At 61.4% G+C, this 16524-nt stretch carries 16 protein-coding genes; 13 read left to right on the plus strand and 3 right to left on the minus strand.

The window, feature by feature from the left end; translation table 11 throughout:
- Positions 1–3: 3 nt before the first annotated feature.
- Positions 4–264, plus strand: coding sequence for a DUF3297 family protein (locus Q1M54_RS01045; protein WP_300552652.1), 261 nt, complete (start codon positions 4–6; stop codon positions 262–264).
- 15 nt (positions 265–279) lie between these two features.
- Here Q1M54_RS01045 and Q1M54_RS01050 read toward each other — a convergent pair whose 3' ends face one another.
- Positions 280–2280 (minus strand): aconitase family protein, encoded by a 2001-nt coding sequence (locus Q1M54_RS01050; RefSeq protein ID WP_300552655.1) that lies wholly within the window; start codon positions 2278–2280, stop codon positions 280–282.
- Positions 2281–2392: 112 nt separating this feature from the next.
- On the opposite strand from Q1M54_RS01050, the gene Q1M54_RS01055 reads away from it, so the two are divergent.
- From Q1M54_RS01055 to Q1M54_RS01105, 11 genes are all read left to right on the plus strand, one after another.
- Positions 2393–3337: a hydroxymethylglutaryl-CoA lyase gene (locus tag Q1M54_RS01055; RefSeq protein WP_300552658.1), complete on the plus strand. Its 945-nt coding sequence runs from the start codon at positions 2393–2395 to the stop codon at positions 3335–3337.
- On the plus strand, positions 3334–4533 hold the full coding sequence (locus Q1M54_RS01060; RefSeq protein WP_300552661.1) for a CaiB/BaiF CoA-transferase family protein: 1200 nt from the start codon (positions 3334–3336) through the stop codon (positions 4531–4533). The genes Q1M54_RS01055 and Q1M54_RS01060 overlap by 4 nt, the downstream gene beginning before the upstream one ends.
- Before the next feature lie 58 nt (positions 4534–4591).
- Complete coding sequence (locus Q1M54_RS01065; RefSeq protein ID WP_300552663.1) at positions 4592–5572, plus strand: tripartite tricarboxylate transporter substrate-binding protein; 981 nt, start codon at positions 4592–4594, stop codon at positions 5570–5572.
- 227 nt (positions 5573–5799) lie between these two features.
- Positions 5800–6882, plus strand: a complete 1083-nt coding sequence (gene hppD, locus Q1M54_RS01070; RefSeq protein ID WP_300552666.1) for a 4-hydroxyphenylpyruvate dioxygenase — start codon at positions 5800–5802, stop codon at positions 6880–6882.
- Between the two features lie 174 nt (positions 6883–7056).
- Complete coding sequence (locus Q1M54_RS01075) at positions 7057–7515, plus strand: (2Fe-2S)-binding protein (RefSeq protein ID WP_300552670.1); 459 nt, start codon at positions 7057–7059, stop codon at positions 7513–7515.
- The gene (locus tag Q1M54_RS01080) at positions 7512–9680 is read left to right on the plus strand and encodes a molybdopterin cofactor-binding domain-containing protein (RefSeq protein WP_300552671.1); all 2169 of its coding nucleotides are present in this window, start codon (positions 7512–7514) and stop codon (positions 9678–9680) included. Before Q1M54_RS01075 ends, Q1M54_RS01080 begins: the two co-directional genes overlap by 4 nt.
- Positions 9677–10087, plus strand: coding sequence for a sulfur oxidation c-type cytochrome SoxX (gene soxX / locus Q1M54_RS01085; RefSeq protein ID WP_300552674.1), 411 nt, complete (start codon positions 9677–9679; stop codon positions 10085–10087). The genes Q1M54_RS01080 and soxX overlap by 4 nt, the downstream gene beginning before the upstream one ends.
- Positions 10084–10569, plus strand: a complete 486-nt coding sequence (locus Q1M54_RS01090) for a thiosulfate oxidation carrier protein SoxY (protein ID WP_300552676.1) — start codon at positions 10084–10086, stop codon at positions 10567–10569. Before soxX ends, Q1M54_RS01090 begins: the two co-directional genes overlap by 4 nt.
- A complete protein-coding gene (gene soxZ / locus Q1M54_RS01095) occupies positions 10566–10907 on the plus strand; it encodes a thiosulfate oxidation carrier complex protein SoxZ (RefSeq protein WP_300552679.1) in 342 nt (113 codons plus the stop codon). Before Q1M54_RS01090 ends, soxZ begins: the two co-directional genes overlap by 4 nt.
- 4 nt (positions 10908–10911) lie before the next feature.
- A complete protein-coding gene (gene soxA, locus Q1M54_RS01100) occupies positions 10912–11769 on the plus strand; it encodes a sulfur oxidation c-type cytochrome SoxA (RefSeq protein ID WP_300552681.1) in 858 nt (285 codons plus the stop codon).
- A 207-nt stretch (positions 11770–11976) separates the two neighbouring features.
- Entirely contained in the window at positions 11977–12879 is a 903-nt protein-coding gene (locus Q1M54_RS01105) for an NAD(P)-dependent oxidoreductase (RefSeq protein ID WP_300552684.1), read from the plus strand.
- Between the two features lie 31 nt (positions 12880–12910).
- On the opposite strand, the gene recQ is transcribed toward Q1M54_RS01105, so the two are convergent.
- Complete coding sequence (gene recQ / locus Q1M54_RS01110) at positions 12911–14794, minus strand: DNA helicase RecQ (protein ID WP_300552686.1); 1884 nt, start codon at positions 14792–14794, stop codon at positions 12911–12913.
- A 446-nt stretch (positions 14795–15240) separates the two neighbouring features.
- On the opposite strand from recQ, the gene queC reads away from it, so the two are divergent.
- Positions 15241–15960 carry a 7-cyano-7-deazaguanine synthase QueC gene (queC, locus tag Q1M54_RS01115; protein WP_300552689.1) on the plus strand — a complete coding sequence of 240 codons (720 nt, stop codon included), beginning with the start codon at positions 15241–15243 and terminating at the stop codon, positions 15958–15960.
- Between the two features lie 23 nt (positions 15961–15983).
- Here the strand turns inward: queC and Q1M54_RS01120 are convergent, their stop codons facing one another.
- A complete protein-coding gene (locus Q1M54_RS01120) occupies positions 15984–16511 on the minus strand; it encodes a MarR family winged helix-turn-helix transcriptional regulator (RefSeq protein WP_300552692.1) in 528 nt (175 codons plus the stop codon).
- Positions 16512–16524 lie beyond the last annotated feature (13 nt).

The following is a 16524-nucleotide window of genomic DNA, read 5'->3' on the forward strand; positions in this document are numbered from 1 at the left end:
GCCATGACCGATATCTCTAAAGACGCAGCATCTCGTCCAGCACTTCCTGACCGCCTGGCTATCGACACCCGCAGCCCGCACCATGTGCGCGCCGTGTTCGAGCACGACATTGGCATCCGCTTCAATGGCAAGGACCGCAACGACGTTGAGGAATACTGCATCAGCGAAGGCTGGGTGCGCGTGCCTGCGGGCAAGACGCTGGACCGCAAAGGCCAGCCCTTGCTGATCAAGCTCAAGGGCAAGGTCGAAGCGTTTTACCGCTGACACCTCCGGTGGCGCTTAGCCGCTGATGCGCCGCCGCAATGTTTCAAAAGAGATCAACTCCCCGGCCAGCGCACTGGCCATCACGGTGGGTGGGCTGGCCAGCCAGACTTGGCCCGGGCCTGAGCGGCCCGGAAAATTGCGGTTGATGGCGCTCACCGTGACCTGCGCCGAGTCGGTCGACGAACCCGGTCCGCAGTTGGCACAAGCCCCGCAAGAGGGCTGCAGGATGCGCACACCCAAAGCGGCGAATGTCTTGTCGTAACCCTGCGCTGCACAGTAATCACGCACCGCAGTCGTGCCGTATTGCAAAAACACCTGCACACCCTCGGGCAGCTTGAGATTGTTGTTCAGACCCCAGGCCAACACCGCGTGGTAATGGTCAAAGTCTTCGCGCTTGCCTGCTGTACAGGAGCCGCCATAGGCGATGTCGATGCGCACGCGTTCTTGCAGCTCAGACAGCGCCAGTCCCAGACCCGGGTCACCGGGTCTGGCCACCATGGGGCAGAGGGTGTTCAGATGGACCGTCATGTTGTGGGCGTAATGCGCGCCATCGTCGCTGTGCATCCAGTCATCGATCACCGCGTCCACGCCCCGGCGTTCACGGATAAAGCGCAAGGTTTCGGCATCGGGTGCCACGATGCCCGTGAGCCCGCCCAACTCGGCGCACATGTTGGTGAGCGTCGCGCGTTCGTCGGTACTCAGGTGGGCGATGCCTTCACCCGCAAACTCAAACACCTTGCCCACGCCGCTGCCGCTGCGGATGTAAGGTGTGGCCAGCAGGTGCAGCATCAGGTCTTTGGCGGTCACGCCTGCAGGCAGCTTGCCTTGCAGCTCGACGCGCACACACTCGGGCAGCGTCACGCGCACTGCGCCAGTCACAAAGGCATTGGCCATGTCGGTGGTGCCTACGCCAAAGGCCACACAACCCAAAGCGCCACTGTGCGGTGTGTGCGAATCGGTGCCCACCACCACCTGCCCGGGCAGGGCGTAGTGTTCGGCCACCATGGCGTGCGAGATACCGGCCACATTGCTGCCGTCGTCTTGCAGCACTTCGGCATCGGTCAGGGTGCGGTGCATGCGCAGGCCGTGGCGTGCGGCAAAGTTGCGCTGTGCTTGGCTCATGGCGTGCATGTTGGCGATCAAGCCCCCCTGCACATGGGCGGGGCTTTCTTCGACGTAGGAGGTATGGTCTTCAAACACCACAATCTGCGCTGGGCTTTGTAAGGTGAAATCTTGCCCCAGTGCATTTTTCATCAAGGTATCGGCCATGCCGGTGTAGTACTCGTGAATAAAACGCCAGTCGGCCCGCACGAACAGACCATCGCCGGTGTGCGGCTGATCGGGTGTGTGCGGGGCTGTCAGGTGGTGGCGCTTCAGGATTTTTTCAAACAGCGTTTGAGGGCCGTTTGCTTTGATGGCGACCGTTCGCCTGCGGTCTTTCTCGTAGGAGCCCACCCCCGTGGGCGAATCCACGCTCGACAAAAACCGCCGTCCCCAGCGCAGCAACCCCCCCGCCCCCAAAATCGAAGCAGCCAGCGGCTCGCGTCCTTGCAACAGGTCCTCCAGCGTCAAAGCCTCACCGCGTTCCATGCGGTCCAACAAACCAAAATCGGTCGAGGTGAACAAGCCAATGTTGTCGGCGTTCTGGCGGTAGATGCGCTCAAAACTTTCGGCAATCACCAGTTGCACGCCCGCCAGCTTTTCGGCAGTGGGGCTGTGCTCGCGCGAAGAGCCCTTGCCATAGCGGCGGCCCGCCACCAGCACCTGAAAACCGGCTTGACGCAGGGCTTGGCGAGCGATGGGATTTTCTCCTTGGCAGCGCAGCCCAGTGTGGGCAAATTCGCCCAAGGTGTTGTCGTAATGGCTCAGGATGTGCACCGGCGTGATCTCGTCGGTCGAGACATCGTCGCGCAGCGGCCCGGCCTGCGCGCGGGTGATCGGCTCCCCTGAAAGTTGGCGGCTGATCAGGCCAGGGTCTTGGCTGAGGTAAAGAATCTTCCAGTCGGAGCTGTTCATGTCAGGGCGTGTGCGTGAGGAATGCTTCGCCCCTTTGGCAGAGGTCCATCTCAATTCTATGAGCGATCCGAGCCTTTAAACTCCTCGCACACCCCAGCAAAGGACATTGGACATGAGCACATTTCATTGGCCCCAGCGCGTGACGGTCCGCGAAGTGGGCCTGCGCGACGGGCTGCAAAGCATCGCCCGCACCTTGCCCACTGCGCAAAAATTGCAATGGATTCAGAGTGCTTACGATGCGGGCATCCGTGAGATCGAAGTCGGCTCCTTTGTACCGCCCAAACTCTTGCCCCAGCTGGCCGACACTGCCGAGCTGGTGGCCTTTGCCCAAACCCTGCCGGGCCTGATCGTGTCGGTGTTGGTGCCCAACCTCAAGGGGGCCGAGCGCGCCATGGACAGCGGTGCCGACTGGATGCTGCTGCCCTTGTCAGCCAGTCACGCACACAGCTTGGCTAACCTGCGCAAAGCGCCCGACGACGTGGTGGCCGAAATAGCTGCCATGGTGGAGGCCCGCCGGGCCCGGGGTTCGGCCATCCGCATCGAGGTTGGCATGAGCACCGCGTTCGGCTGCACGATTCAGGGTGAGGTCGCCGTCGATGAAGTGCTGCGCTTGCTCCAGTCGGTTGTCGCTCTGGGTGTGGACCGCGTGGGCTTGGCTGACACGGTGGGCTACGCCGACCCGCGCCAAGTGGGTGAGCTGTTTGCCAAGGCCCGCGAAGTGGCAGGTGACAAGCTTGGCTGCGGGCACTTTCACGACACCCGTGGTCTTGGCTTGGCCAACGTCATGGCTGCCCTGCAAGCCGGTGAAACCCGGTTTGACGCCTGCTTGGCCGGCATCGGCGGCTGCCCGCATGCCCCGGGGGCCAGTGGCAACGTGGCCACCGAAGACCTGACGTATTTGATGGCCAGCATGGGCATCAAAACCGGTATCGATTTCGGTAAGCTCATGGCTTTGCGCACCCAAGTGGCGCAGTGGCTCGCAGGCGAATGCCTGCATGGTTCGATCGCGCAGGCGGGCTTGCCCAAAATCCTGCAAATGCCAGAGATGACTGCATGAACACGTCCGACAAGAAACTCCCGCTCGAAGGCCTGCGCGTCGTCGAGTTCACCCACATGGTGATGGGCCCCACCTGCGGCATGGTGCTGGCCGACATGGGGGCCGAGGTCATCAAGGTCGAGCCCATCGAGGGCGACCGCACGCGGCATTTGTTGGGTTCGGGCGCGGGTTTTTTCCCCATGTTCAACCGCAACAAGAAGAGCATCCAACTCAACCTGCAAAGCCCCGAAGGCGCGGAGATAGCGCGGCGCCTGTGCGCCACGGCCGATGTGGTGGCCGAGAACTTCAAGCCCGGCTCCATGGCCAAGTACGGCTTGGACTACGCCAGTCTGTCGGCCCAAAACCCCAAGATCATTTACGCCAGTCTCAAGGGCTTTTTGCCGGGTCCGTATGACCACCGCACCGCGCTTGATGAAGTGGTGCAGATGATGGGTGGCTTGGCCTACATGACGGGGCGCCCGGGCGACCCGCTGCGTGCAGGCACCAGCGTGAACGACATCATGGGCGGCATGTTCGGCGCCATTGGCGTGCTGGGCGCGCTGATCCAGCGCGGCATCACCGGGCGCGGGCAAGAGATTCAGTCGGCCCTGTTTGAGAACAACGTTTTTCTGGTGGGCCAGCACATGCTGCAGTACGCCATCACGGGCAAGGCCGCCGAGCCCATGCCCAACCGCATCTCGGCCTGGGCGGTGTACGACGTGTTCACCGTCAAGGATGGCGAGCAGATTTTTTTGGCAGCGGTCAGCGACGCACAGTGGGTCACCTTTTGCGATGTGCTGGGCTTTGCCGACCTCAAGGCCGACCCGCGTTACAGCGACAACAACGCCCGTGTCTCGCGGCGTGATGTCATGATGCCCGAGCTGCGCAGCCGCCTTCAGGCCTTCACCGCCGCCGAGCTGACCGCGATTTTTGAGAAAGCCGGTTTGCCCTTTGCGCCCATCGTCAAGCCCGAAGAGCTGTTTGACGACCCGCACCTGAATGCCACCGGCGGTTTGGCCGATGTGCGCCTCACCGATGGCCCCAAAGCCGGGCAGACGGCCCGCGCCGCGCTTTTCCCCTTCACCATGGACGGGCAGCGACTGGGCGTGCGCCACCAGCCGCCCAAGCAAGGCGAAAATACCCATGAATTGCTGCAAGGGCTTGGGTTGAGCCTTGCGGAAATTGAAAACTTGCGTGCGCTCAAGGCGGTGGCCTGAGCCCATCCGGTGCCCTGTTGTAAATTAACCATCCATCTGAAAAGAAAGAGACAAAACCATGAAATCCCACTTCACTCGCCGCGCCGCCTTGGCCGCTTTGACATCGGCTGCCGCATCGGCCTTGCCAGGCATGGCGCTTGCTCAAGCGGACCGTCCCGTCAAATTCATTCTGCCCAATGCCACCGGTTCGGGTGTGGACGCCATCACACGCGCAGCAGCGCCTGCGATTGGCAAGGCTTTGGGTGCCAACGTGGTGGTGGAAAACCAAGCCGGCGCCAGTGGCGTGATTGGTTTGCAGGCCATGGCCAAGAACCCGCCCGATGGTTTCACCTTGTCGGTGGTCTCCAACAACGTGGTGATCTTCCCCAGCGTCATCAAAGGCCTGCCTTTTGAAATGCCCGGTGACTTCACGCCCATCGCGGTGTTGGGCAGCACCCCCTTGGTGTTGGTGGCAAACCCCCAAAAAGTGCCCTCAAACAATAGCCGTGAATTCATTGCCGCCCTGCGTGCCAAGCCGGACGGTTACAACTTTGGCTCGGGTGGCACGGGAACGATCTTGCACCTGGCCGCCGAGATGTTTGTGGACGAAGCCGGTGTCAAGGCGCGCCATATCCCTTACAAAGGCGTAGGCCCCATGGTCACTGACTTGTTGGGGGGTCAAATTGACTTTGCCGTTTTGGCTTTGCCCAGCGTACAGCAGCACATCCGAAGTGGTGCGCTCAAGGCCGTGGGCATGTGTGGCGACAAGCGAAGCGCCGCTGCGCCAGACATTCCTACTTTTGTGGAGCAGGGCTTGCCCACTTACGTGATCGATGCCTGGTTTGGTGTGCTCGGCCCCAAGGGCATGAGCGCTGCCAATGTGAAGAGGGTCAACGATGCCCTGGTGCAGGCCTTCAACGATCCGGCCGTCAAGGAAGTCATGGCCAAGCAAGGCAACACGATCGCCATCAGCACGCCCGAGCAAGCTCAGCGCGTCTTCCGAAGTGAAATGGAGCGCTTTGCTGCGCTGGTCAAGAAGGCGGGCATCGAGCCGCAATAAGGCCCATCGCCCATCCCTCGTCGCTTGACATTTGGCAGTCAGGCGACGACCATCGGCGCATGTCCATCCAGGTATTGATTTTCGGCATCCACCTCGCGCGCAGCACGCGGGGCAAGCCTTGCGCACCGCCGCAGGGCTTTTAAACATTCCCCCTGTTTCGTTTGACCGATTTCAATTCGGGCCGTGCTCACTTTGCAGCGCGGCCCTGCTTTTCACTGGAGACTTTCATGGCCGATTTGTTTGACAACCCCATGGGCCTGTGCGGCTTCGAGTTCGTCGAGTTCGCATCCCCCACCCCCAACACCTTGGAGCCGCTGTTCGAGCAGATGGGCTTCTCGCTGGTGGCCAAACACCGATCCAAAGACGTGGTGCTGTACCGCCAAGGCGACATCAATTTCATCGTCAACCGCGAGCCCAAAAGCCTGGCCGGTTACTTCGCAGCCGAGCACGGCCCTTGCGCTTGCGCGCTGGCGTTTCGGGTGAAGGATTCGCACAAGGCTTATGCGCGGGCGCTGGAACTCGGAGCCCAACCGGTGGATGTGCCCACCGGCCCCATGGAGTTGCGCCTGCCAGCCATCAAGGGCATTGGCGGCGCGCCTTTGTATTTGATCGACCGTTTTGAAGACGGCAAAAGCATTTACGACATCGACTTTGAATTCATCGACGGCGTGGACCGCCACCCGCCGGGCCACGGCCTCAAGCTCATCGACCACATGACGCACAACGTCTACAAAGGCCGCATGGCGTATTGGAGTGGTTTTTACGAAAAGCTCTTTAACTTTCAGGAGATTCGTTACTTCGACATCAAGGGCGAATACACGGGCCTCACCAGCCAAGCCATGATGGCCCCAGACGGTTTGATCCGCATCCCGCTGAATGAAGAGTCGGGCAAGACCGGTGGCCAGATCGAAGAATTCTTGATGCAGTTCAACGGCGAGGGCATCCAACACATCGCGCTCTTAACCGACGACCTCTTAAAAAGCGTGGACGCGCTGCAGATGGCCGGCATCCCGCTCATGACTGCCCCCAACGACATTTATTACGAGATGCTTGAAGAGCGCCTGACAGGCCATGGCGAACCGGTGCCCGAGTTGCAGGCACGCGGCATCCTGATGGACGGCTCAACCGCCAACGGCGAGAAGCGTTTGCTGCTGCAAATCTTCAGCCAAACCCTGTTGGGCCCGGTGTTCTTTGAATTCATCCAGCGCAAAGCCGACGAGGGCTTTGGCGAAGGCAATTTCAAGGCGCTGTTTGAAAGCCTGGAGCGGGATCAGATTCGGCGTGGGGCGATTCAGGTGGATATGCGCTGAGTCGTTTTCAGCCTTTGTGGGAGGCCTGCCCTCGCCAAGAAGGGCCCTTAGTGAGGGTCGCGCATGTGACTTTCGAGAGGAAATCGACGGCACTGTCGGTTGTTACCCGGTTGCACAAAAGGGGTCTTCTCGCCACAGTTGAAAGCTGTTGCTTTGAACAAAGGGTCCCCCGTCATGAAACTGAACGTCAACGGTAAAAACCGCAGCCTCGATGTCGAGCCCGAGATGCCCCTGCTTTGGGCCTTGCGCGATGAGCTTGACATCAAAGGCCCCAAGTTCGGTTGCGGCATTGCCCAGTGCGGTTCGTGCACGGTTTTGTTGAACGGTGAGCCTGTGCGCTCGTGTGTTTATCCCGTGTCGGGTGCCTCTGGACAAAAAGTCATCACCATCGAAGGCTTGGCCGACAAGGGCCGCTTGCATGCTGTGCAGCAAGCCTGGATCGACCACCAGGTGCCTCAGTGCGGTTATTGCCAAGGCGGGCAGATGCTCGCGGCCGTGGCCTTGCTCAAGAAAAAGCCCAAGCCGACCGACGAAGACATCGATGCCGCCATGACCAACATTTGCCGTTGCGGCACCTATGCACGCATCCGCACCGCCATCCACGCCGCCGCCAAGAAAGGGGCCCGCGCATGAGCACCCCAGATCTGACTTCCGGCATGGATCGCCGCCACTTCTTGAAGATCTCCAGCACCGCCACGGCGGGTTTGTCGATGGGATTTTTCGTTCCACAAAGCGCGCAAGCTGCCAACACGCCTCAGCTGAATGTGTGGGTCGAAATCGAACCCAACGACACGATTGTCATCCGCTACGCCCGTGCAGAAATGGGCCAAGGCAGTATGACTTCTGCGCCCATGATGATTGCCGAGGAGTTGGAGGCCGATTGGAAGAAGGTGCGCGTCGAGTACGCCACGGCGCATGAAAACCTGCGCACCAAACGCGCCTATGGCGACATGGCTTCGGTGGGCAGCCGCACCATCCGCAATTCGCAGGAATACCTGCGCAAAGCCGGTGCTACCGGGCGTGAGATGCTGATTGCCGCGGCTGCCCAGCAGTGGGGCGTGCCGGCCAGCGAGTGCAAAGCAGCGCTGAGCAAAGTCACCCATGTGCCCAGCAAGCGGGTGCTCAGTTACGGCAAGCTGGCGGCCACGGCTGCCAAGCTGGAAGCCCCCAAAGACGTCAAGCTCAAAGACCCCAAAGCCTGGACATTGATCGGCAAGTCCATCCCGCGTGTGGACATTCCCGACATCGTGACCGGCCGTGTGAAATACGGTATCGACGCACAAGTGCCTGGCATGTTGCACGCGGCCATTGCGGCTTGCCCTGTGTTCAACGGCACCATCAAAACCATGGACGCCTCTAAGGTGGAAAACCGCAGGGGCATCGTCAAGGTGTTGAACATGGGCACCTTTGTGGCCGTGGTGGCCGACAACTGGTGGCGCGCCAAAGAAGCGCTGCGCGATGTGGCGGTGGACTGGGATGTGGGCGAGCACGGCACCCTGAGCAGCGCCGCCATCATGTCCCACTTCAAAGCGGGTATGGAGCAACCAGAACTGGCGGTGGCCCGCAACGACGGCAACACGGCAGACGCGCTGAGCAAAGCGGCCAAGGTGGTGGAGGCCGAGTACTTCACGCCCTATTTGGCGCACGCCACCATGGAGCCCATGGTCTGCACCGCTTGGTTGCAGGGCGAACAACTCGATGTGTGGTGCTCGACGCAAAACCCCGAAGCCACTTTGGCCGTGGCGGCTGCGACTGCGGGCGTGCCACAGGCCAACGTGAAAGTGCACCCGATGCAATTGGGCGGAGGACTCGGGCGCAAAAGCCCGCAAGACTTCACGCGCCAAGCTGTCGCGATTGCCAAGGCCATGCCCGGCAAGCCCGTCAAAATGCTGTGGTCTCGCGAAGAGGAAATTCAGCACGGCTTGTACCGCCCAGCCAGCTTGATGCGTTTCAAAGCGGGTTTGAGTGCCACGGGCAAAGCCGAGGCGCTGCACATCCGTGTGAGTGCCCCATCCATCTTGGCCACTTTGCTGAAACTGCCCTTGCCCAGAGGCGTGGACGGTCAGGCGGTGGCCAGCTTCAACGACCACCCCTATGACATCCCCAACACCTTGGTGGACTATGCCCAGCGCAACACCAATGTGCCGGTGGGTTTTTGGCGCACCGTGGGGCATTCACAAAACCCGTTTGGGCGTGAGTGTTTCATTGACGAGATGGCCCAGGCGGCAGCGCAAGACCCGGTTCAATACCGCTTGGCCATGCTGCCTAACAATGAAAAAGCCAACCGCGACCGTGCCATTTTGTTGGCCGTGACCCAAGCGGCCGGGTGGGACAAAAAGCCTGCCCCGGGTGTGTTCCGGGGCGTGGCTGCCACCGACGGTTATGGCAGTTGGACGGCCTGCGTGTGCGATGTCTCCATCAATGCCAAAAACGAGGTCAAGATCCACCGCATCGTGATTGGCATTGACCCCGGCTATGCCGTCAACCCCGACAACATCGTTGCCCAGTTCCAGGGCAGCGTGGTGCACGGTTTGACTGCCATCTTCTGGGGTGAAAACACCATCAAGGACGGGCGTGTGGAGCAATCCAACTTCCACGATTACCGCATGATGCGTTTGAACGAAATGCCCAAGGTGGAGGTGGTGATTGCCCCCACGGGTGGCTTCTGGGGCGGTGTGGGCGAGCCGGCCCAGGCGCCTTTGGCACCCGCTGTGGCCAACGCCATTTCGGCCGCTTTGGGCAAACGCATCCGCAGCTTGCCTTTGAAAAACCATGGTTTGACTTTGGCACGGGCATGACGGTGCTGGGCTTTGCGCGGGTGTGGGCCTTGGTGTTCAGCGCTGGCTGTGTCGCAGCGCAAACGCCTGAGGCTCCCCAAGCCGGCTCGCCCGAGCGGGGCAAAGCCCTGCTCTTGCAAAGGCAAGACAGCGGCTGTGTGCTCTGCCATCAAGTGCAGGGTTTGCCTGTGGGTGGCGCACTCGGCCCGTCTTTGGTCGGTTTGGCCGAGCGCAGCACCAAGACCCAAGCCCGCGAGCGCATCGCCGATGCCCGGCGCTTTAACCCGCAAACCATCATGCCGGCCTATCTCAGCACCGAGGGTTTGAACAAGGTGGCGAGCCCCTACAAGGGTCAAACCATTTTGACGGCGCAGGGGCTTGAAGACATCTTGAGTTACCTGTTCTTGCCCAGCAAGGCCACGCCATGAAGTGGCCCACATTGACCCGTCGCGAGGGCTTGCGGCAAGCGCTGCGGGGCGGTCTTTATGGGCTGGCAGTTCAGCTGTGGCCCAGCCGCGCCCAAGACATGGCATCGGGCAAGTTGTTGAGCTTGGCGCAAATGACCGAGCCCCTGACCCAAGGCGCCCGTTTGTTGCAGCAAGACGTGAAGATCGTGGCCCCCGTACTGGCCGACAACGGCACTTTGGTGCCTGTCACGGTGCAGGTGCAAAGCCCCATGACGGCGCAAGACCATGTGACGCATTTGTACCTGTTGTCTCAGCGCAATCCGGTGACCCAAATGGCGGTTTTCCGTTTGGGGCCGTGGAACGGACGGGCCGAAGTCAGCACGCGCCTGCGCTTGGCGGGCACCCAGCAAGTGGTCGCGTTGGCGCGCCTGTCCAATGGCGAGTTTCGTTATGGCCAGATGGAAATCATCATCACCGAGTCGGCTTGCGTCGACGCCTCATGACCATGGCATTTGCACGCATCCAATGGCCTGAACGCGTCTTGGCGGGGGATGTGGTCAAAGTCCGTCTGCTGGTGCAACACCCCATGGACACGGGTTATCTGCAAGACCTGTTGGGCAAATTGGTGCCACGCAATGTGATCCGGTCATTGACTTGCACTTGGGGCCAGCAAGAGGTGTTCCGTGTGGAGCCTTCGTCGGGAATTTCGGCCAATCCCTTGTTCGAATTTTTTGTCCGAGCAGAACAAACGGCCGAGATGCATGTGGCGTGGATCGATGACCGGGGTGTCAAAGGCCACTTGCGGCAAACGCTGCCGGTCTTGCCCAAGAGCAACCCCTGAGCGCATGAGCAGCAGAGCGTTCGCATCGATGCCCGCAGCTGGGTGTGTGCGCACCGTGCTCAAGACGTTCTGGTTGGTTTTCATGCTGATCGCGTTGTGGTCGGTGAGTGGCTACGCCGCTGCGCAAACGGCAGCGCCACCCGCGCGCAGCTTGCCTTTGTCGCAGCTCAAATCGGGCCTGCATTATTCGGGCAAGGATGTGCAAGCCTTGCAAGCCGATGAGTTTGCCAACCCAGCGCAACTCTGGCTGAGCCAAGGGGCGCAAGCTTGGAGCCAAGCCAGTGCTGTTAACGGCAAATCGTGCGTCAGTTGTCACGGTGCAGTGGCCACCAGCATGAAAGGCGTCGCCTCGCGTTACCCCGCCATCGATGCCGCCAGTGGGCGATTGTTCAATCTGGAAGACCGCATCAACCAATGCACCATGCGCCACCAACAAGCGGCGGCCATGCCCCCTGAATCAGATGCCTTGCTTGGCTTGAGTTTGCTGGTGACGCAGGCCTCCAAAGGCATGCCCTTGCGGGTGGACATTGGCGGTGCGGCGCGCGGACACTGGCAAGCGGGGGCCACCTTGTATGCACAACGCCAAGGCCAAATGAATTTGTCGTGCGCCCAGTGCCATGACCAAAATTTTGGGCAACGCCTGTACACCGACCCGCTGAGTCAAGGGCAGCCCAATGGCTACCCGGTGTACCGTCTGGAATGGCAAAAACCTGGATCGCTGGAGCGGCGTTTTCGCAGTTGTTATGCCGGTGTCCGCGCCGAAGTTCCGCTTTGGGGTGCCCTGGAGATGCGGCAACTGGCGCTGTACCTGATGTGGCGCGGTGAGGGCTTGCCCATCGAGGTGCCGGCAGTGCGCAAGTGATCAAGCCGCCCCGTTGCATATGCGCCGCACTTGCCGCTTTTTGAAAGCCTGGAGCGTGACCAGATTCGGCGGGGGGCGATTGCGGTGGATGCCTGAAAAATGCCTGCACAGTCGGCGCGATGGTTGCTCGCTGAGCACGCAGGTGACAGCCGCTTGTTGGCGAGCGTTCCAGAATAATCCACCCCCTTCACTAAAGCAGAGGCTCACATGCAGCACATCGGATTTGTCGGCGCTTCGGGTTTGATGGGCCATGGCATGGCCAAAAACATCCGGGCCAAGGGCTTTGATTTGTCGATCTCGGTCCATCAGCGCACCACGCCTGTACAAGACCTGTTAGCCGCAGGTGCACGTCAGGTGGGCACTCATGTCGATTTGGCCGCCTGCGATGCGGTGCTCATTTGTGTGACCGGCTCGCCCCAGGTCGAGGCGGTGGTGGCCGGGCCGGGCGGCTTGCTGTCCAAGGCTCGCTCGGGTCTGGTCATCATCGACACATCCACCAGCGAGCCCGACTCCACTCGGCGCCTGGCCGCCCTGTGCGCTGAGCATGGCGTGATTTATGTAGATGCGCCGCTTGCGCGCACGCCCATCGAGGCAGAGGCGGGCAAGCTCAACTCCATGGTGGGCGCATCGCCCGAGGTGTTCGCGCGCATTGAGCCGGTCATCCGGGCCTACAGCGAAAACGTGTTTCATGTGGGCGACATGGGTTCTGCCCACGTCATCAAACTGCTGAACAACTTTGTGGCGCAGGCCATTTGCACCGCCACGGCCGAGGCTTTTGCGGTGGGGGCCAAGTCGGGCGTGGACCTGGACCAACTGGTGCAGGTCATTTCGGCTGGCGGGGTCAATTCGGGACTGTTCCAGTTGATGGCCAAAACCTTGCAAGGTGATTACGGCGCGATGAAGTTTGAGCTGAACAATGCGGCCAAGGATTTGCGTTACTACTCGCACCTGACGGAAAGCGTGAAGGTGCCCTCCATCATCGGCACCAGCGTGCACCAGGCCTTGAACACCGCTGTGGCATTGGGCTACGGCAGTGAGATGGTCCCCTCTCTGGTCAAGGCTCAGGCCCAGCTGAACCAAGTGAACATCACCGGGACCACCCAAGGTTGACGGGTGACGGTGACGGCATTCACCCTGGTCATCAAGCTGCCCCGTTGCACACCCGCAGCACCTGCGGGCCGTAGGCTTCAAGCTTTTTCACGCCCAGTCCGCTGATGCCTTGCAGCTGCGCCAGGCTTTGGGGTGCGGCTTCGGCAATCGCGGCCAGCGTCGCGTCATGAAAGATCACATATGCGGGCAGGTTGTGCTCTTTGGCCACTTCGGCGCGCCAGGCCTTGAGGTTGATGTAGCGCACCATCGCGTCTTGCCCCAGGTTGGCGGCGGCGGGTGATGGGGCGCTGCGGCTGCGTGTGCGCTTGTCGGCACGTTGGCTGGTGCTCTCGCGCAGCTGCACCGGCACATCGCCCTTCAGCACGGCGCGGGAGGCTTCGGTCAGGTGCAGGGTGCTGAAGCCTTCTTCGGTGTGCACATGCAGCGCGCCAATGGCGATGAGCTGGCGCATCACGGCGCGCAGTTGCTGCTCGCTGTACTCGGCCCCCACACCAAAGGTGCTGATGCTCTCGTGGCCGCGTTGCGCCACTTTTTCGGTTTTTTTGCCGCGCACGATGTCCATGGTGTGCGCCGCGCCAAAGCTGTGGCCGCTGGCTTGGTGGCAGCGGTACACGGTGGACAGCAGTTTGCGCGCCGCGTCGGTGCCGTCCCACACTTCGGGCGGGTTCAGGCAGTTGTCGCAATTGCCGCAATACGGCATGTACACGCCCTGGCTGCTCTCGGTTTGGCCTTGGTAGGTTTCGTCAAAATAGCTCAGCAAGCGCACGCGGCGGCAGTCGGTGGCTTCGGCCAGGGCCAGCAGCGCGTCGAGCTTGCCGCGCATCACTTGCTTGAATTCTTCGCCCGCCGGGCTTTCGTCGATCATGCGGCGCTGGTTCACCACGTCTTGCAGGCCATAGGCCATCCACGCGTCCGACGCCAAGCCATCGCGCCCGGCGCGCCCGGTCTCTTGGTAATAGCCTTCGATGTTTTTAGGCATGTCCAGGTGTGCCACAAAACGCACATCGGGTTTGTCGATGCCCATGCCGAAAGCGATGGTGGCCACCATCACCACGCCTTCTTCGCGCAAAAACTCGTTCTGGTGGCGCTGGCGCATCTCGGGGGGCAGCCCCGCGTGATAAGGGAGCGCATGGACGCCCGCCTCGCACAACATGGCGGCGATTTCTTCTACCCGTTTGCGCGATTGGCAATACACCACGCCCGCGGCTTCGGGGTGGTCGCGCTCAATGAAGCGCAGCAGCTGGGTACTGGCTTCTTTTTTCTCAACGATGGTGTAGCGGATGTTGGGCCTGTCAAAGCTGCTGATGAACAGCTCGGCGCTTTCCAGCTGCAGCCGCTCGATGATGTCGGCACGCGTGAGCGCATCGGCCGTGGCGGTCAGCGCCACGCGCGGCACGCCGGGGTAGCGTTCGTGCAGCACCGTGAGGCCCCGGTATTCGGGCCTAAAGTCGTGGCCCCACTGGCTCACGCAATGCGCTTCGTCGATGGCAAACAGGCTGAGCAGGCCGCGCTCTTGCAGCGAATCCATTTGCGCCAGAAAGCGGCCGTTGGTCACGCGTTCGGGCGCCGCGTAAAGCAAAGTGATTTTGCCGCGCAGCAAGCGGCGTTCAATGTCAGATGCTTCTTCGCTCGTCAGGGTTGAGTTCAAAAAAGCGGCGTTCACACCCGCTTCGTGCAGTGCGCCCACTTGGTCGTGCATCAGCGCGATCAGCGGCGACACCACCACCGTGATGCCGTGGCCAGCCCGCTGGCGTGCAATGGCCGGAATTTGGTAACACAGCGATTTGCCCCCGCCTGTGGGCATGAGCACCAGCGCATCGCCCCCGGCCGCCACATGGTCGATGATGGCCTGCTGCGGTCCGCGAAAGGCGTCGTAGCCAAAAACTTCGCGCAGGATGGGGAGGTGGGGGGACACTGGGGTTGGACGGCTGGTTAAGTGGGTGATTGTCCCCTATGGCGAGTGTCAATTTCTGGCGGGTGTGGTGTGGGTGGGCGAGGGCGTGCACAGGGTTCCTCATACGGCGGGGGTACGCCAAAATCGTCACCCTCTGCCCGCCCTCACCCACCCACAGCAGACCATGGGCTGCGCGGCATGCACACCCAGGGCCGTTGTTCATCACCCGTAAGGTTCGCGCGCTCTTCCAGCAAGGCTGACGACCACCACCAGCGTTTGGAAGGGGGCGGCGGCGGGCGACGATTTTGGCGTACCCCCGCCTCATGAGGAGCCCGCCGCCGGCCCCTTCCAAATGCGCCCAGCCGCGCCCAGCCGCGCCCAGCCGCGCCCAGCCGCGCCCAGCTGCGCCCAGCCGCGCCCAGACTCTGACAGCTCCCCCTGCATGGACAGCGTTACCATCCTTCCCCATGCACAAATCTGCCCTTGTTCTGTTTTCTGGTGGCCAAGACTCCACCACCTGCCTGGCCCATGCTTTGAGCCGTTACGAACGGGTCGAAACCCTGGCGTTTGACTATGGCCAGCGCCACAAGGTCGAGCTGGACGCCCGCCTGAACGTGCTGGCTGCGATCAAGGCGCGGTTTCCGGCTTGGGCCCCCAAGATGGGTGAGGACCACCTGCTGGACGCGGGCATCCTGGGGCAGATCAGCGAAACGTCTTTGACCCGCGACACGGCGATTGAGATGGAAAGCTCGGGCCTGCCCAACACCTTTGTGCCGGGGCGTAACCTGCTGTTCCTCACGTTGGCCGCCGCTTTGGCCTACCGCCGGGGCTTGCAGGTCATCGTCACCGGCGTGTGCGAGACCGATTTTTCGGGCTATCCGGATTGCCGCGATGACACCATGAAGGCCATGCAGGTGGCACTGTCCTTGGGCATGGACCGCAAGCTGTTGATCGAAACGCCCCTCATGTGGATAGACAAAGCGCAAACTTGGCAACTGGCGCACGACTTGGGCCAACAAGCCGACCCGGCGCAAGGCGGGCAGGCGCTGGTGGACTTGATCGTGGAGCACACCCACACTTGCTATTTGGGCGACCGCACGCAGCGCCACGATTGGGGCTATGGCTGTGGACAGTGTCCGGCATGCCAGTTGCGGGCAGCGGGCTTTGCGCGGTATGTGCAGCCCTGAGTTGGGCTTGCTTGTCAACTCCTTCAGGGCTCCTGATTCATGAAGGGAGTTTGTGCTTCGATGCGTCTGAGCAGAGACCAGAGTTGCTCGATTTCGGCCTCTGAAAACGTGGCCAACAGCCGTTCTTGCCGGGCCATGGCCGACTGGCAGAGTTCTTCATAAATCTTCAGGCCCTGCGGAGTGAGATGGGCCATGGCCGCACGGCCTCGGCTACGGGTTTGTTCCACCTCGACCAAACCTTGCAGCGTCAAAACCTTCAGACTTTTGCTGGCTGCAGCGTAATCCAGATCGGCCATTTCAGCGACTTCACGCACGATGCGGTGAGAACTTTCGCCAATCGCCATCATCGTGCGCCACTCGGCCATGCCCAGATTGTGTTGTTTGCGGTAATGGTTGGACGCACCGTTGGCCAGCCGATTGGCCACCCCCATGATGTAAGCCGCAATGAACCGGTTGACCACAGCCTTATGGCCCGCTACAGGCGGCGGCTTGCGCGCGGCACGTGCGGGTGCCGCGTCGGTTTCCGTCAAAGGGAGTGGTTTTTGGGGCATGTCGAGTTTTATA

It is taken from the genome of Limnohabitans sp. Rim8 (assembly GCF_943326455.1).
Classification (GTDB): domain Bacteria; phylum Pseudomonadota; class Gammaproteobacteria; order Burkholderiales; family Burkholderiaceae_C; genus Limnohabitans_A.

Excerpts from the sequence above, each read along its gene's own strand:
- Q1M54_RS01050 (WP_300552655.1), bottom strand. The coding sequence starts at position 2,280 with ATGAACAGCTCCGACTGGAAGATTCTTTACCTCAGCCAAGACCCTGGC.
- soxA (WP_300552681.1), top strand. The coding sequence starts at position 10,912 with ATGAGCAGCAGAGCGTTCGCATCGATGCCCGCAGCTGGGTGTGTGCGC.
- Q1M54_RS01045 (WP_300552652.1), top strand. The coding sequence starts at position 4 with ATGACCGATATCTCTAAAGACGCAGCATCTCGTCCAGCACTTCCTGAC.
- queC (WP_300552689.1), top strand. The coding sequence starts at position 15,241 with ATGCACAAATCTGCCCTTGTTCTGTTTTCTGGTGGCCAAGACTCCACC.
- Q1M54_RS01055 (WP_300552658.1), top strand. The coding sequence starts at position 2,393 with ATGAGCACATTTCATTGGCCCCAGCGCGTGACGGTCCGCGAAGTGGGC.
- Q1M54_RS01060 (WP_300552661.1), top strand. The coding sequence starts at position 3,334 with ATGAACACGTCCGACAAGAAACTCCCGCTCGAAGGCCTGCGCGTCGTC.
- Q1M54_RS01090 (WP_300552676.1), top strand. The coding sequence starts at position 10,084 with ATGAAGTGGCCCACATTGACCCGTCGCGAGGGCTTGCGGCAAGCGCTG.
- Q1M54_RS01065 (WP_300552663.1), top strand. The coding sequence starts at position 4,592 with ATGAAATCCCACTTCACTCGCCGCGCCGCCTTGGCCGCTTTGACATCG.
- hppD (WP_300552666.1), top strand. The coding sequence starts at position 5,800 with ATGGCCGATTTGTTTGACAACCCCATGGGCCTGTGCGGCTTCGAGTTC.
- Q1M54_RS01105 (WP_300552684.1), top strand. The coding sequence starts at position 11,977 with ATGCAGCACATCGGATTTGTCGGCGCTTCGGGTTTGATGGGCCATGGC.
- Q1M54_RS01120 (WP_300552692.1), bottom strand. The coding sequence starts at position 16,511 with ATGCCCCAAAAACCACTCCCTTTGACGGAAACCGACGCGGCACCCGCA.
- Q1M54_RS01080 (WP_300552671.1), top strand. The coding sequence starts at position 7,512 with ATGAGCACCCCAGATCTGACTTCCGGCATGGATCGCCGCCACTTCTTG.
- Q1M54_RS01075 (WP_300552670.1), top strand. The coding sequence starts at position 7,057 with ATGAAACTGAACGTCAACGGTAAAAACCGCAGCCTCGATGTCGAGCCC.
- soxX (WP_300552674.1), top strand. The coding sequence starts at position 9,677 with ATGACGGTGCTGGGCTTTGCGCGGGTGTGGGCCTTGGTGTTCAGCGCT.
- soxZ (WP_300552679.1), top strand. The coding sequence starts at position 10,566 with ATGACCATGGCATTTGCACGCATCCAATGGCCTGAACGCGTCTTGGCG.